Origin of the sequence: Natronospirillum operosum, assembly GCF_004768465.1 — a bacterium.
Classification (GTDB): Bacteria; Pseudomonadota; Gammaproteobacteria; order Pseudomonadales; family Natronospirillaceae; genus Natronospirillum; species Natronospirillum operosum.
The window spans coordinates 91,159-104,723 of sequence record NZ_SRMF01000009.1 but is presented as its reverse complement, the minus strand read 5'-3'; the positions used below and the strand labels follow the sequence as shown (position 1 = coordinate 104,723).

General features: G+C 59.7%; 13 protein-coding genes. 8 read left to right on the top strand and 5 right to left on the bottom strand.

What is annotated here, in order from left to right; all coding sequences use genetic code 11:
- The first annotated feature begins 3 nt into the window (after positions 1 to 3).
- Entirely contained in the window at positions 4 to 1,233 is a 1,230-nt protein-coding gene (locus tag E4656_RS16670; protein ID WP_135484444.1) for an ammonium transporter, read from the top strand.
- A gap of 161 nt (positions 1,234 to 1,394) precedes the next feature.
- Positions 1,395 to 1,733: a P-II family nitrogen regulator gene (glnK, locus tag E4656_RS16665; RefSeq protein WP_135484443.1), complete on the top strand. Its 339-nt coding sequence runs from the start codon at positions 1,395 to 1,397 to the stop codon at positions 1,731 to 1,733.
- Between the two features lie 30 nt (positions 1,734 to 1,763).
- Here glnK and E4656_RS16660 read toward each other — a convergent pair whose 3' ends face one another.
- From E4656_RS16660 to E4656_RS16645, 4 genes are all read right to left on the bottom strand, one after another.
- Positions 1,764 to 3,887: a RelA/SpoT family protein gene (locus E4656_RS16660; RefSeq protein ID WP_135484442.1), complete on the bottom strand. Its 2,124-nt coding sequence runs from the start codon at positions 3,885 to 3,887 to the stop codon at positions 1,764 to 1,766.
- 140 nt (positions 3,888 to 4,027) lie between these two features.
- Positions 4,028 to 4,246 (bottom strand): DNA-directed RNA polymerase subunit omega, encoded by a 219-nt coding sequence (gene rpoZ, locus E4656_RS16655; protein ID WP_135484441.1) that lies wholly within the window; start codon positions 4,244 to 4,246, stop codon positions 4,028 to 4,030.
- A 76-nt stretch (positions 4,247 to 4,322) separates the two neighbouring features.
- Positions 4,323 to 4,952 (bottom strand): guanylate kinase, encoded by a 630-nt coding sequence (gene gmk / locus E4656_RS16650; RefSeq protein ID WP_135484440.1) that lies wholly within the window; start codon positions 4,950 to 4,952, stop codon positions 4,323 to 4,325.
- A gap of 19 nt (positions 4,953 to 4,971) precedes the next feature.
- Positions 4,972 to 5,838 (bottom strand): YicC/YloC family endoribonuclease, encoded by an 867-nt coding sequence (locus tag E4656_RS16645; protein ID WP_135484439.1) that lies wholly within the window; start codon positions 5,836 to 5,838, stop codon positions 4,972 to 4,974.
- A gap of 318 nt (positions 5,839 to 6,156) precedes the next feature.
- Between E4656_RS16645 and E4656_RS16640 the strand changes: the two genes are divergently transcribed.
- The 6 genes from E4656_RS16640 (at position 6,157) to E4656_RS16615 (ending at position 12,689) form a co-directional block, all read left to right on the top strand.
- Entirely contained in the window at positions 6,157 to 7,506 is a 1,350-nt protein-coding gene (locus E4656_RS16640) for an ABC transporter substrate-binding protein (RefSeq protein ID WP_135484438.1), read from the top strand.
- 141 nt (positions 7,507 to 7,647) lie between these two features.
- Positions 7,648 to 8,649, top strand: coding sequence for a carbohydrate ABC transporter permease (locus E4656_RS16635; RefSeq protein ID WP_135484437.1), 1,002 nt, complete (start codon positions 7,648 to 7,650; stop codon positions 8,647 to 8,649).
- Positions 8,650 to 8,659: 10 nt separating this feature from the next.
- Entirely contained in the window at positions 8,660 to 9,823 is a 1,164-nt protein-coding gene (locus E4656_RS16630) for a carbohydrate ABC transporter permease (RefSeq protein WP_135484436.1), read from the top strand.
- 148 nt (positions 9,824 to 9,971) lie between these two features.
- A complete protein-coding gene (locus E4656_RS16625) occupies positions 9,972 to 11,006 on the top strand; it encodes a LacI family DNA-binding transcriptional regulator (protein ID WP_135484435.1) in 1,035 nt (344 codons plus the stop codon).
- An 11-nt stretch (positions 11,007 to 11,017) separates the two neighbouring features.
- Positions 11,018 to 12,304, top strand: coding sequence for an ABC transporter substrate-binding protein (locus tag E4656_RS16620; RefSeq protein ID WP_135484434.1), 1,287 nt, complete (start codon positions 11,018 to 11,020; stop codon positions 12,302 to 12,304).
- A gap of 196 nt (positions 12,305 to 12,500) precedes the next feature.
- On the top strand, positions 12,501 to 12,689 hold the full coding sequence (locus E4656_RS16615) for a hypothetical protein (RefSeq protein WP_135484433.1): 189 nt from the start codon (positions 12,501 to 12,503) through the stop codon (positions 12,687 to 12,689).
- Between the two features lie 6 nt (positions 12,690 to 12,695).
- Here E4656_RS16615 and E4656_RS16610 read toward each other — a convergent pair whose 3' ends face one another.
- Positions 12,696 to 13,364, bottom strand: a complete 669-nt coding sequence (locus E4656_RS16610) for a hypothetical protein (protein ID WP_135484432.1) — start codon at positions 13,362 to 13,364, stop codon at positions 12,696 to 12,698.
- Between the last annotated feature and the right edge of the window lie 201 nt (positions 13,365 to 13,565).

The window sequence follows — 13,565 nt, the reverse complement described above, 5'->3', positions numbered from 1 at the left end:
ACAATGGAAGCTTTAGAAACTGTATTTGAAGTCCAGTACGCCCTGGATACTTTCTACTTTCTGGTCTGTGGTGCACTGGTCATGTGGATGGCCGCTGGCTTTGCCATGCTGGAAGCCGGTCTGGTGCGCGCCAAGAACACCACGGAAATTCTGACCAAGAACTTCTCACTGTTTGCCATCGCCAGCATCATGTACATGGTGGTGGGTTATCAGTTCATGTATGACGGCGGCTTCCTGCTGGCCGGCATTACCGGTTCTGGTGTCGAGGCCGGCTTTGAATATGAAGCCGAGGCCACCTTTGCGCCGTCTGCGGACTTCTTCTTCCAGGTCGTGTTCGTGGCAACCGCCATGTCCATCGTCTCCGGTGCAGTCGCCGAGCGCATGAAGCTGTGGGCCTTCCTGGCTTTCGCAGTCATCATGACCGGCTTCATCTACCCGATTCAGGGCGCCTGGAGCTGGGGCGGCGGTTTCCTCGATGAGCTGGGTTATGCCGACTTTGCCGGTTCCGGTATCGTGCACATGGCAGGTGCTGCTGCAGCTCTGGCCGGTGTCATCGTCCTCGGCCCCCGCAAGGGCAAGTATGGCAAGGACGGTCAGATCAATGCGATCCCCGGTGCCAACCTGCCGCTGGCGACTCTGGGTACCTTCATCCTGTGGATGGGCTGGTTCGGCTTCAATGGTGGTTCGGTACTGGCTACCGCAGCCTCTGATACCGCCAACGAAGTGGCAGTGGTGTTCATGAACACCAACCTGGCGGCTTCCGGTGGCGCCATGACGGCTCTGGTCCTGTCCAGGCTGCTGTTCAAGAAGGCTGACCTGACCATGATCCTGAACGGTGCACTGGCTGGTCTGGTGTCCATCACTGCCGGCCCCGAGTGGTCAACTCCGTTCGTCGCCACCCTGATTGGTGGTGTCGGTGGTATCCTGGTTGTCCTGTCCATCGTGGCTCTGGACAAGCTGAAGATCGACGATCCGGTCGGTGCCATCTCTGTACACGGCAGCGCCGGTATCTGGGGCATCCTGGCCGTCACCTTCGGTGGTGCCAGTATCAGCGCTCAGTTGATCGGCATCGGTGCCATCTTCGGCTGGGTCTTCCTGACCTCTCTGATCGTCTGGTTCATCCTGAAAGCCATCATGGGCATTCGGGTCAGCGAAGAGCAGGAATACGAAGGCGTCGACCTGTCCGAGTGTGGCATGGAAGCTTATCCGGAGTTCACCACTTCAGGTAAGTAAGTCGATGTGACAGCGTCTGTCCATACAGTGACAGACCTTGCAGAAAGGCACCTTCGGGTGCCTTTTTTCGTTCTGTGGACAATCTGAAAGGCGCTTGCAGACTGTGCAGGTCGGACCCGAGGTGGTAACTTAGCTGCGAGTAATCCTGTCAGGAGTCAGCCATGAAACTCGTCACCGCCATTATCAAGCCGTTCAAGCTGGACGATGTCCGGGAATCCCTGTCCGAAATGGGTGTGCAGGGCATCACCGTCACTGAAGTCAAAGGCTTCGGGCGCCAGAAGGGCCATACCGAACTGTATCGCGGTGCCGAATACGTGGTGGATTTTCTGCCCAAGGTGAAAGTCGAGATCGCGGTCGCGGAAAACAAGCTGGAAGGCGTCATTGATGCTATCACCAAGGCCGCCAATACCGGCAAGATCGGCGACGGCAAGATCTGGGTCAGCACCCTGGATCAGGTCCTGCGCATCCGTACCGGTGAAACCGGCGACGAGGCGCTCTGAGAACTCTCTCGGGCCGCTGAATCTCCGTGTTCAGCGGCTGATCCGATACACCCGCACGACTTCCTGCAGACGCCGCAGGCGCCGCATCACCTGGGCCAGATGTTTCCGATTCGTCACATTGACGCTGACCTGAATCTGGCTCACCACGGCGTCCTTGTCTTCCATGTTGACCGTTTCGATATTGGAACCGCCATGGGCGATGGTGGACGCCACATTGGCCAGCACGCCGCGCTGACTGTGCACAATGATGCGCAGATCGGCATGGAAGTCGCCGCCCATGTCATCATCCCACTCGAGATGCACACAGCGCTGGTGATCACCCCGGAATTCGGCAATGTTGTTGCAGTTCTCCCGATGAATCACCAGGCCCTTGCCCTTGGTGATGATCCCGACAATGGGGTCACCCGGAATGGGTGAACAGCAGCGGGCATAGTTCAGAATCAGTTTTTCCGTGCCCTTGAGCGCGACCGGGGACGCCTTCTGGTCCGTGCCATCCGGCGCCCGATGATCCAGTTGCTGGGCCAGACGTTTGGCCACCACATAACCCAGGCGAGTACCCAGGCCGATGTCCTGATACAGGACTTCCATCGAGGGCAGCTCCAGGTCCTGCAGCAGCTGGTCCCACTGGGCCCCCGTGACCCGCTCCATCGACAGGCCGAACTGCTGCAGGGCCTTGACCAACAGCTTGCGTCCGATGTCTTCCGACTCTTCCTTGTGCACGCTCTTGAGGTAGTGGCGGATGGCGCTCTTGGCCTTGCCGGTGACCACAAAATTCAGCCAGGCCGTGTTGGGGCGGGCCGTCTTGGTGGTGATGATCTTGACCGAATCGCCGCTTTCCAGCGGCTGACTCAGCGGCCAGTACTTGCGATTGACCAGACAGCCCACGCAGCTGTTGCCGACATCAGTATGCACGGCATAGGCAAAATCGACCGGCGTGGCGCCCCGTGGCAGTTCCATGATGCGGCCCTTGGGCGTGAACACATAGATCTCGTCCGGGAACAGATCGACCTTCACGTGCTCGATGAATTCGATGCTGCTGTTGGCCTGCTGCTGGATCTCCAGCAGGCTGTTGATCCAGCGCCGGGCGCGAGCCTGGGCCGGCGTGGGGTTCTCCGAGTCGTTCTCCTTGTACAGCCAGTGCGCGGCGATGCCATTGTTGGCCATGGCATCCATGTCCCGGGTGCGAATCTGCACCTCGATATGAATGCCGTTGAAGCCGATCACCGTGGTATGAATGCTCTGGTAGCCGTTGACCTTGGGCACGGCGATATAGTCCTTGAACCGCTTGAACACCGGCTTGAACAGGCTGTGCACCGCGCCCAGTGCCTTGTAGCAGTCCTCCACCGAATCGGTGACGATACGGAAAGCATAGACGTCCATGATGTCGCGGAACGATTTGTGCTGCTCCTTCATCTTCTGGTAGATGCCATACAGATGCTTTTCGCGCCCGTAGACCGTGACCCCGTCAATGCTGAATTCAGTCATCCGCTTGGCCAGCGCGGTCTCTACCTGCTCCACGATTTCCTTGCGGTTGCCTCTGGCCTTGGTAATGGCGGACGAAATGCGCCGGGCCCGCATCGGGTAGAGGGCGGCAAAGGCCAGGTTTTCCAGTTCGATGCGGATATCGTTGATACCGAGACGCTGCGCAATGGGCGCGTAGATATCCAGCGTTTCCTGGGCGATGCGTTTCTTTTTTTCCTGTTTCAGCGGCGCCAGGGTACGCATGTTGTGCAATCGGTCGGCCAGCTTGACCAGAATGACCCGCAGATCCTTGGCCATGGCCATGGCCATTTTCTGGAAGTTTTCCGCCATCTCGTGGCGCTTGTCTTCGAATTCGAGATGGGTCAGCTTGCTGACCCCATCCACCAGGCTGGCCACGCCATCGCCGAATTGCACGGCCATGGCTTCGCGCGTCATGGGGGTGTCTTCCAGCACATCATGCAGCATGGCGGCCATCAGGCTCTGATGATCCATGTGCATGCGGGCGAGGATGTTGGCAACCGCCAGCGGGTGAATGATGTAGGGTTCGTTACTGGCCCGTTTCTGCCCGTAATGGGCCTGCTCGGCGAAATAATAGGCCCGCTTGATCCGGTTGATTTTCTCCGGAGCAAGATAGCTTTCCAGGCGCTCGGCTAACGCATCGACTGTGGGCACAACATCATCCGCTCAATGAAACCAGTAACACTCACTGCTGATTCTATTGAAACCGCGGCAGGCCCACAATGAACTTGCAATAAAAACGGCGCCCAGTTGGCGCCGTCTTTACCGGTTGCTCGCTGTGAGCAGCCCAGGTACTAGGACTCTTCGGTCGGTGTCGACATGATCTCGTCGACGGAGATCTTGTTCTCTGCCAGTTCACGCAACGCCAGCACGGTCGGCTTGTCGTTGTCTTCCGACACCCGGGGATCCGCACCCTGGCTGGCAATCTGACGCGCCCGACGGGACGCCACCATGATCAGCTCGAAGCGGTTGTCGACGTGCTGCAGGCAATCTTCAACGGTTACACGCGCCATGCGGAAAAATCCTCTGTACCGGTTGTTCAGAAAAGGAGCGGAATCATACCTGAACCCTGCCCCCGGCTCAATACTGTCAGACCAGGCCATCCAGCAGATCACCCCGCAGGCGCTGCTGCATCGGCGTACGCATGCGCTGGGCAATGAAGATGGAGCACAGGTCGTCCAGCGCCTTGTAGAAGTCATCATTGATGACGAGATAGTTGTATTCGTCATAGTGCGACATCTCACTGCGCGCGTCCCGCATGCGCCGGGCGATCACATCGGCGCTGTCCTGAGCACGCTTCTCGAGGCGCTCCTGCAGCGCTTCCAGCGACGGCGGCAGAATAAAGATGCTCTGCGCCTCCGGCATCTGTGCGCGCACCTGGCGAGCGCCCTGCCAGTCTATTTCCAGAATGACATCATGACCCTTGTCCAGCTCACGCTCGACATAGCTGCGCGAGGTGCCGTAATGGTTGTCGAACACGCGGGCATACTCCAGAAAGTCGCCCTGCTCTGCCATCTGCTCAAACACGCGGCTGGTCACGAAATGATAGTGTTCGCCCTGCGTTTCCCCGGGCCGCATGGGGCGCGTGGTGTGCGAAATGGACAGGAACACAAAGGACAGGCGCTTGATCAGCGCATTGACCAGACTGCTTTTGCCTGCGCCCGAGGGCGCGGACACTATATAGAGAACACCGCGCGCGGCGGCCGTTGCGCTGGACATGATCAGGAATCCTCACCCGTTACTCGATATTCTGTATCTGCTCGCGCATCTGCTCGATCAGCACCTTCAGATCAATGGCGGCCTGAGTATAGCTGCTCTGACTGGCCTTGGAGGCCAGGGTATTGGCTTCCCGGTTGAACTCCTGCATCAGAAAATCCAGCCGTCGTCCGGCCGGCTCGTCCAGCGTCAGCACCCGTCTGGTCTCGGTCACATGGGTCTGCAGGCGGTCCAGTTCTTCGGCCACATCGGCCTTCTGCAGCAGCAGGGCCACCTCCTGCTGCAGACGCTCGGGGTCCAGCTCCGCCTGCAGGCGCGCCAGGCGTTCTTCCAACCGCGCCTGCAAATGAGCCTGCAGGCCACCCACATCCTGCTGCAGACGCGCCACAATCTGTTCGATCTCGTCCAGCCGCTGTCTGATGGCCATCGCCATCGCCTCACCTTCGCGCTGCCGGTGGGCCTGCAGTTCATCCAGCGCCAGCTCCAGCAGCGGCGCCACCGCCTGTTGCAGCGCCGCCTCGTCAACGCCCTCTTCCTGCACCACGCCGGGCCACCCGAGCAGAGTGGTGCGCGTGGGCGGCTGACTGTCCGGCACCACAGAGGCCACTTCATCCAAGGCGGCGTACACAGCCTCCAGGCGCGGCCGGTTGATCTGCAGCGAAGCGGCCACGGCCGCACTGTTCTGCCAGCGCAGACCGATATCGACCTTGCCCCGCGACAGCCGGGCCCGCACACGCTCGCGCAGCCAGGGCTCCAGAAAGCGCAGCGCCTCGGGTAAGCGGCAGGACACATCCAGATACCGATGATTGACGGTGCGAATCTCTATTTGCAGTTCACCCTGCTCGGTCGGGGCTGCACTGCGGGCAAAGCCGGTCATGCTCAGTGTCATGGGCCAGTTCACTCCTTCCGTCATGCGCGGGTGGGCCGGAAGCCGTTCTTTGCCGTACCGGGGCGGGCAAAGGCTGGCTGATGATGATAACGCAGACCGTCGACAACAGCATCCGCATGATCAGAATGGTCTGTTATAATAAATCGTTCTAAAAAAAGCCATTACTGAATTTCTCAGAGATCGACTTAATCGTTTAAGATGAGCCATGACAGTTTCTGCTGACACCAGTAGAAACCATGTCGGCCGAAGATGTCCGGTGAGACATCGGTATCTACGGCCAGATGTTGGTTCACGTACAAACACAACAGGAACACAACAATGATAAAGAAGAGAACGCTCGCAGTTGCAATCGCATCCGCCGCCCTGGCTTCAGGCGCCATGGCCCAGAACCTGCACTTCCCGGTAGGTGAAGGCCCGTTCAGCTGGGAATGGATGGATGAATTCTCCACTATGGATCTGTCCGGCCAGACCGTAACCGTTGCCGGCCCCTGGCTGGGTGACGAGCAGACGTCATTCCGCCGCGTACTGGCCTACTTTGAAGAAGCCACCGGTGCCAATGTGGATTATGCCGGCTCGGACAGCTTTGAGCAGCAGATCCAGGTAGACACCCAGGCGGGCAGCCCGCCGAACATGGCCATCTTCCCGCAGCCAGGCCTGGCTGAAGACCTCGCCGCGCAGAACCTGCTGGTGCCGCTGGGCTCCAACGCCGCCAACTGGGTTCGCGCGAACTTCTCTGATGGCGATGGCTGGGCCGACCTGGGCACCTTCGAGAACCGTGCCGGTGAAGAGCACTTCTATGGCGTCATGTATCGCGTCGACCTGAAGTCTCTGGTCTGGTACGTACCGGACAACTTCGAAGACTACGGTTACGAAGTACCCACCAGCATGGAAGAGATGATCGCCCTGAGTGATCAGATGGTCGCTGACGGTGAAACTCCGTGGACCATCGGTCTGGGTTCAGGTGCTGCCACCGGCTGGCCGGCCACCGACTGGGTCGAAGACCTGATGCTGCGCATGCACCCACCGGAAGTTTATGACGGCTGGGTTACGAACGACATTCCGTTCAATGATCCGCGTGTCGTGGAAGTCATCGAAGAGTTCGGCAAGTTCGCTCGCAACCCGGACTATGTAGCCGGTGGCGTGCAAGCTGTCGCTACTACCGACTTCCGTGATGCCCCGCAGGCGCTGTTCGACATTCCGCCGCGTGCCTTCATGCACCGTCAGGCCAACTTCATCCCGGCGTTCTTCCCGGATGACGTCGTCATCGGTGAAGATGTGGATTTCTTCTACATGCCGTCTTATGAAGAGAGGGACCTGGGCGATCCGGTACTGTCTGCCGGTACCATGATGGCCATCACGCGTGACTCCAATGCCACGCGCGCCCTGCTGCAGTTCCTGCAGACGCCGCTGGCACACGAGCTGTGGATGGCTCAGGGTCAGTTCCTGACTGTTCACCTGGGTGCCAATGTCGACGCCTATGCCTCCGATGTTCTGCGCCGCCAGGGTGAAATACTGCTGGAAGCAGACACGGTTCGCTTCGATGCTTCCGACATGATGCCGGGTGCAATCGGTGCAGGTACGTTCTGGACCGGCATGGTCGACTTCGTGGGCGGTACTTCCGCACAGGATGTTGCCGATGCGATCCAGCGTAGCTGGGACGAGCTGTAAGGTAAGCCACAGTCACTGACTGTGATCACAACCTGACGTTGTGAGTCCGAGGGCGCCGGTGTACTGCCGTCGCCCTCGGGCTGTTCTTCGACCACAGTCTGACCCCATAACCATAATCCTCATCGCTCCCGGAGGCTTACTGTGCTTCAGCAATTGATTCTGGCCTTGTGGGCTATCGTTTTAGCCATTGGCCTGTCAGCCCTGTTTTTTATCGGTTCCAATCTGCTCCTTGATCGTGTTCTCACCAGCGACCACCTCAGGGATGATGACGCCCGCTCGCAGCGGGATGATATCCGGGAATCCATTCGCCCCTGGATCTTTATCGGCCCGGCGCTGCTGCTTCTCGCGCTATATCTGGTCGTACCTGTTTTCTACACGCTGTGGCTGTCGCTGAACAGCCGTGGCGAGTTCGTTGGCTTTGCCAACTATCTGTGGGCCTTCAACAACCGGGGCTTCCAGATTTCGGTCCGCAACAACCTGTTGTGGCTGTTTGTGGTACCCACCTTCAGCACCATCTTCGGCCTGCTGATTGCCTACCTCACAGACCGCATGTGGTGGCGCAACATTGCCCGCTCGCTGATCTTCCTGCCCATGGCGATCTCGTTCGTCGGGGCCAGCGTGATCTGGCGCTTCATCTACGACTATCGTGGTCCGGGTGATGATCAGATCGGCCTGCTGAATGCCGTGGTGGTGGCTCTGGGCGGCGATCCGCAAGCCTGGATCGCCCTGCAGCCGCTGAACAACTTCCTGCTCATGGCCATCATGGTCTGGATTCAGACCGGCTTTGCCATGGTGCTGCTGGGTGCCGCCATTCGCGGCGTGCCGGAAGACACCATCGAGGCGGCGAACATGGACGGCGCGAACGAAATCCAGATGCTGTTCAAGATCGTCATTCCCCAGGTCTGGGGCACCATAGTGGTGGTCTGGACCACCATAACGGTACTGGTGCTCAAGATCTTCGATGTGGTACTCGCCATGACCAATGGTCAGTGGCAGACCCAGGTACTGGCCAACCTGATGTTCGATATCATGTTCCGGGCTGGTGACTTCGGGCGCGGCAGTACTGTCGCCGTGTTCATTATGCTGGCCGTACTGCCCATCATGTGGTGGAACGTACGTCAGGCACGCAAGGAAATGGGGTGAGGGGAAGACCATGATCAAAGCACAGAAATTCACGGTCGGTAACGCCATCAAGCACCTCATCGTGCTCACCTTTGTCGTGCTGTGGACTCTGCCTACGGCAGGCCTGCTCGTCAGCTCGGTGCGCGATGCCGACCAGTTGATCGTCTCCGGCTGGTGGACTGCACTGGTCCCCACCGAACGCAACGAAGCGCATCGAACCCAGTCGGCGGATGCCCAGGTGGAAGAGAACGGGATGTTCCGCATTGATGGCCAGTTGTTCCGCGAAGGCTCGGGACGCTCGGTCGTTGCCTGGGGTACCGGCCCGCGCACACTGGAAGAATATGAGCCGGGTGGAACCTGGGAGCGCGACGACGGTTCCCGCATCACCATAGAGTCGGATGGCAGCTATACCTGGCTGTCGGACGAGCCCTTTGAGCATACCAGAGGTATCCGACTGTTCTATATCGCCGCCATACCGCCGCGCTTCACGCTGGCCAACTATGAGCGGGTACTGGAGGCAGAGGGGATCGGGCGTGCCTTTATCAACTCGGTGACGGTAACGCTGCCGGCTACCTTCATACCCATACTGATCGCCGCATTTGCAGCCTATGCCCTCTCCTGGATGACCTTCTGGGGGCGTACCTTCTTCCTGGCGGCCATCGTCGGTCTGCTGGTGGTGCCGCTGCAGATGGCTCTGATACCGGTATTGAGTACCTACAACTGGCTGGGCCAGACCTGGATATCGAGCCTGGGCTGGGAGCCCCGATCCTATCTGGGTATATGGCTGGCTCACACCGGCTTCGGTCTGCCACTGGCGGTCTACCTGCTGCGCAACTACATGGTCGGTCTGCCCAAGGAAATCATGGAGTCGGCCCGTATGGACGGCGCCACGCACTTCAAGATTTTCATCTCGATCGTGCTGCCGCTGTCCATACCGGCACTGGCGTCGTTCGCCATCTTCCAGTTCCTCTGGGTCTGGAACGATCTGCTGGTCGCCATCGTCTTCCTGGGACAGGGTGAAGGACGGACCGTGCTGACAGCCCAGTTGCGTGAGCTGCTTGGCTCCCGTGGCGACAACTGGGAGATACTGACCGCAGGGGCCTTCATCACCATGATCGTACCGCTGGTCGTGTTTATCTCCATGCAGCGCTACTTCGTGCGCGGCATGCTGGCCGGCTCAGTCAAAGGCGGCTGAACCTGAGGCGGACAGCCGGGCTACAACGAGAACAAGCCCGGCTGTTCCGACGTGTACAAGGGACGACTCTTCAATGGATCGTCAAACAGCATCCTTGCCGGCCCTGGGTCTGGCAAGGGGCGCTGTCTACCCTGCACAGGTACACCGAATGAGACTCACATTAAAAGACCTGGCACGTGAGCTGGGCGTATCTACGGCTACCGTATCCAATGCCTTCAGTCGGCCGGATCAGTTGTCCGCCGAACTGCGGGAACGCATTCTCGCCGAGGCCCAGCGCCTTGGCTATCAGGGGCCCAATGCCACCGCACGCAGTCTGCGTCGCGGGCGCACGGGTATTATCGGGCTGATTCTGGCCGATCGACTGCAATACAACTTCGAAGACCCGGTGGCTACCCGCTTTCTGCACGGCGTTTCAGAGGTATTTGACCAGCAGAACGTCAACATGCTGCTGTTGCCCAGTCGCAGCGAGTTCTATCTGGGGCAGAGCTTCGACAGCCTGGCCGACGGCTATATCATCTATGGCCCGCCGCGCGACGGCCGGATACTCGACAAGGTAACGGCGCGGCGCAAACCCTCGGTCACCGTCGATTTCAATCTGGAAGGTGTGCGCTCGCTCAATATCGACAACTTTGCCGGCGCCCACCTGGCAGCCGCGCACGGCATACGCCATGCCTCCGGCCAGATTGCCGTACTCGGCCTGCGCCTGATCAGTGATGCGACCCAGATCAGCCGGGTGGGTGACCAGCCACTGACCACAGCCGAAGAATCCGTGTCCCGGCGCCGCCTGGATGGCTATCAGGCAGCGCTGCTGGAAGCCGGGCGCGAGCTCAACCCTGACTGGATCTGGAATGCCCCTGAGAGCCGCTATGAGCTGGGCTATCAGGCCGCCCGCGAAGCGCTGCTTTGCACACCCAGACCCGAATTGCTGCTGTGCATGAGTGACCGCCTGGCGCTGGGCGCGGTGGCCGCAGCACAGGACATGGGGCTGGTGATTCCTGACGACCTCAAGGTTATCGGTTTCGATGATATTCCTACAGCAGCCTATCAACGGCCGGCCCTGACCACCATTCATCAGCCCCAGCATGAGAAAGGCAGACAGGCTGCCCGCATGGTGCTGGGGCTGAACAACCGGAGTCGTGACATTGTACTGGATGCCAGACTGATCGTGCGTGACTCCTGCTGAGAAGAACCGATATGACTTTCAAGACAATGCAGCAAATAATGGCTCTGGCAGCCTCCGTTGTCCTGCTTGGCGGCCTGGTCAAGGCCTCCACCCTCACGATCGCCTGCGGTGCCGTGGGTACCGAGTTCGAACAGTGCCAGGCCGATGTGCAGGCCTGGGCAGAAAAAACCGGCCACAGCGTCGATATCCTGCGCCTGCCGGACGCCACCAATGAAAGACTGGACCTATATCAGGAGTTGCTCAACAGTGAATCACCGGAGCTGGATATCTATCAGTTGGACGTCGTCTGGGCCGGATTGCTGGCACACGACCTGATCGATCTGGAGCCGTATCTGGAACCCGATGATCCGGTCTATTTTGACAGTCTGATCCGCAACAACACGGTGCAGGACCGGCTCATCGCCCTGCCCTGGTTCATAGACACCGGCCTGCTCTATTATCGCAGCGACCTGCTGGAAGCGCATGGCCGGCGCGTACCGCAAACCCGGGATGAACTGACCGACACGGCGGCCTACATCATGGATCGGGAGCAGACCGGTCTGAGCGGCGACAAACTCTGGGGCTTCACCTGGCAGGGTGACAGCTATGAGGGCCTGACCTGTGATGCGCTGGAATGGTTCCACAGCCACACCGGCAGTTCCTTCGTCGAGACAGACCTGTCCGTCACCATCAATCAGCCCGGCAATGTCGACGCTCTGGCCACTGCAGCTTCCTGGATCGGCACCATCAGCCCCGAGGAAACACTGCAGCACAAGGAAGAAGACAGCCGTGAGCTGTTTCAGCGTGGCGATGCCGTCTTCATGCGCAACTGGCCCTACGCCTGGAACACGGCGCAGCAACCGGACAGTCCGGTGCAGGGAAGAGTGGGTATTGCCCCCTTGCCCAGTGGCCCGGACGGGGAATCTGCAGCCACGCTGGGAGGCTGGCAACTGGCAGTGTCGCGCTATTCGGAAAACCGGGAGCTGGCAGTGGAGCTGGTCAGATTTCTTGCCGGAGAGGACACCCAGAAAACCCGGGCGCTCGAGTCCGGGTACAATCCCGCCATTCCTGCACTCTACGACGACCCCGAGCTGCTGGCCGCCTTTCCCCAGTTCGAACAACTGGTCCAGATATTTCACGGCGGCGTAGCGCGGCCCGCCAGTGCCACTGGACGCGGCTACCCGCTGGTATCCCGCATCATTCAGCGCAATGTACACCGGGCCCTGAGTGGCACAGTGTCTCCGGAGGAGTCACTGCAGAACATGCATTCGCAACTGGTAAGACAAAGCCACTGGTTTGGGCACCAGCCCATACCCTGAGCAGGCAGCGCCGGGCCGGGTTCGCCCTGCCCGGCACCTGTCCGGGTGTTTCGTGGCATGGTTCACAAACTGTGTAATCGGCGCTTCATTTTCATCGAAGCTTTAACGACTTCACACTTTATTCCGACCACGGAGACTACACTGGATTCTACATCACGACTGTAACCATATAGCAGACGTTTGGAAGGAGACCAGTATGACCACAGATCAACTGCTGAGCCAGCCTCCGGCAAAGCTGGCGGAATCACTCAATGAGGCTCTGGCGCAGGAACAGATGACTCTGGAACAGTGGCTGGAACAACAGGCGGTGGACCGGGAGTCACTGCTGCAATACATGGAACACAGCGGTTTTTCCTACCTGCCGTTTCGCAATCGCTTCGAGTGACATGGATCAGAAGCGGCGATTGACCGACAGGCCGACATGGACCCGATTCTGGTTCATGGTGGTCTCGCCATCGATACCCACCAGCCAATCACGGCCGGGCAGCAACCACTCGGCCACCACCGACCACTCCCGGTCATCGTTGGCCCAGTCGTAGTAGCGCAGAGACACCCCGACTTCGGCCCCGAACGAGGACGGATTCAGGTGCAGGCCACCTTCGTACCACTCGTACGCCAGACGCATGTTCTCATAGGCACTGCCGGCATCGTGCACCGTCAGGCGCCCCCGGTGCCAGCGCGCCGCCACACTGAGGTAAACCGGCTCTGCGGGCGGCCACAACAGCCGACCACCGTAGTGACCCCAGTAACTGGTCACGTCATAGTCATCACTGCTGTCATAGCTGAAACGTTCGCCCTGATAGGCCCCCCCGAGCTCAAGCACGGCCCAGGGTGACAGCATCCAGTAGCCGGACAGGCCCAGTTGATAGCCAATGCCGTCCAGGTCATCCGCCGGCTGCATGGCAATGCCACCCAGTCGCAGTTGCAGACGGTCAAACAGGGTTGGAACCTGAGCTTCCTCGGAGGCGATCACCGGGTTGGCCTGCGCCGGTACGGCGACCAGATACAGCAGGGACAGGGTACTGACGGAGAAAAGGGTCGATAGCGCAAGCCTTCGCAACAGAGGTTCCTTTCGAGTCGGGGCAGTGTGTTCGCTCATGCCGGCATGATGCCATCCCCGCTCTGAAAACGGTAGTCGCGCTGCTGCCAGCTCTGGCACCGGTGCTTGAAAAGTCGCTCCGGCGAGGCCATATCCTTCGATAGAGGGCCCGCTGGGCGGCTATACCGGCAGCCATCGTCAGCAGACGGGCCCCGGAGGCCA

Excerpts from the sequence above, each read along its gene's own strand:
- E4656_RS16670 (WP_135484444.1), top strand. The coding sequence starts at position 4 with ATGGAAGCTTTAGAAACTGTATTTGAAGTCCAGTACGCCCTGGATACT.
- glnK (WP_135484443.1), top strand. The coding sequence starts at position 1,395 with ATGAAACTCGTCACCGCCATTATCAAGCCGTTCAAGCTGGACGATGTC.
- rpoZ (WP_135484441.1), bottom strand. The coding sequence starts at position 4,246 with ATGGCGCGTGTAACCGTTGAAGATTGCCTGCAGCACGTCGACAACCGC.
- gmk (WP_135484440.1), bottom strand. The coding sequence starts at position 4,952 with ATGTCCAGCGCAACGGCCGCCGCGCGCGGTGTTCTCTATATAGTGTCC.
- E4656_RS16645 (WP_135484439.1), bottom strand. The coding sequence starts at position 5,838 with ATGACACTGAGCATGACCGGCTTTGCCCGCAGTGCAGCCCCGACCGAG.
- E4656_RS16640 (WP_135484438.1), top strand. The coding sequence starts at position 6,157 with ATGATAAAGAAGAGAACGCTCGCAGTTGCAATCGCATCCGCCGCCCTG.
- E4656_RS16630 (WP_135484436.1), top strand. The coding sequence starts at position 8,660 with ATGATCAAAGCACAGAAATTCACGGTCGGTAACGCCATCAAGCACCTC.
- E4656_RS16625 (WP_135484435.1), top strand. The coding sequence starts at position 9,972 with ATGAGACTCACATTAAAAGACCTGGCACGTGAGCTGGGCGTATCTACG.
- E4656_RS16620 (WP_135484434.1), top strand. The coding sequence starts at position 11,018 with ATGACTTTCAAGACAATGCAGCAAATAATGGCTCTGGCAGCCTCCGTT.
- E4656_RS16615 (WP_135484433.1), top strand. The coding sequence starts at position 12,501 with ATGACCACAGATCAACTGCTGAGCCAGCCTCCGGCAAAGCTGGCGGAA.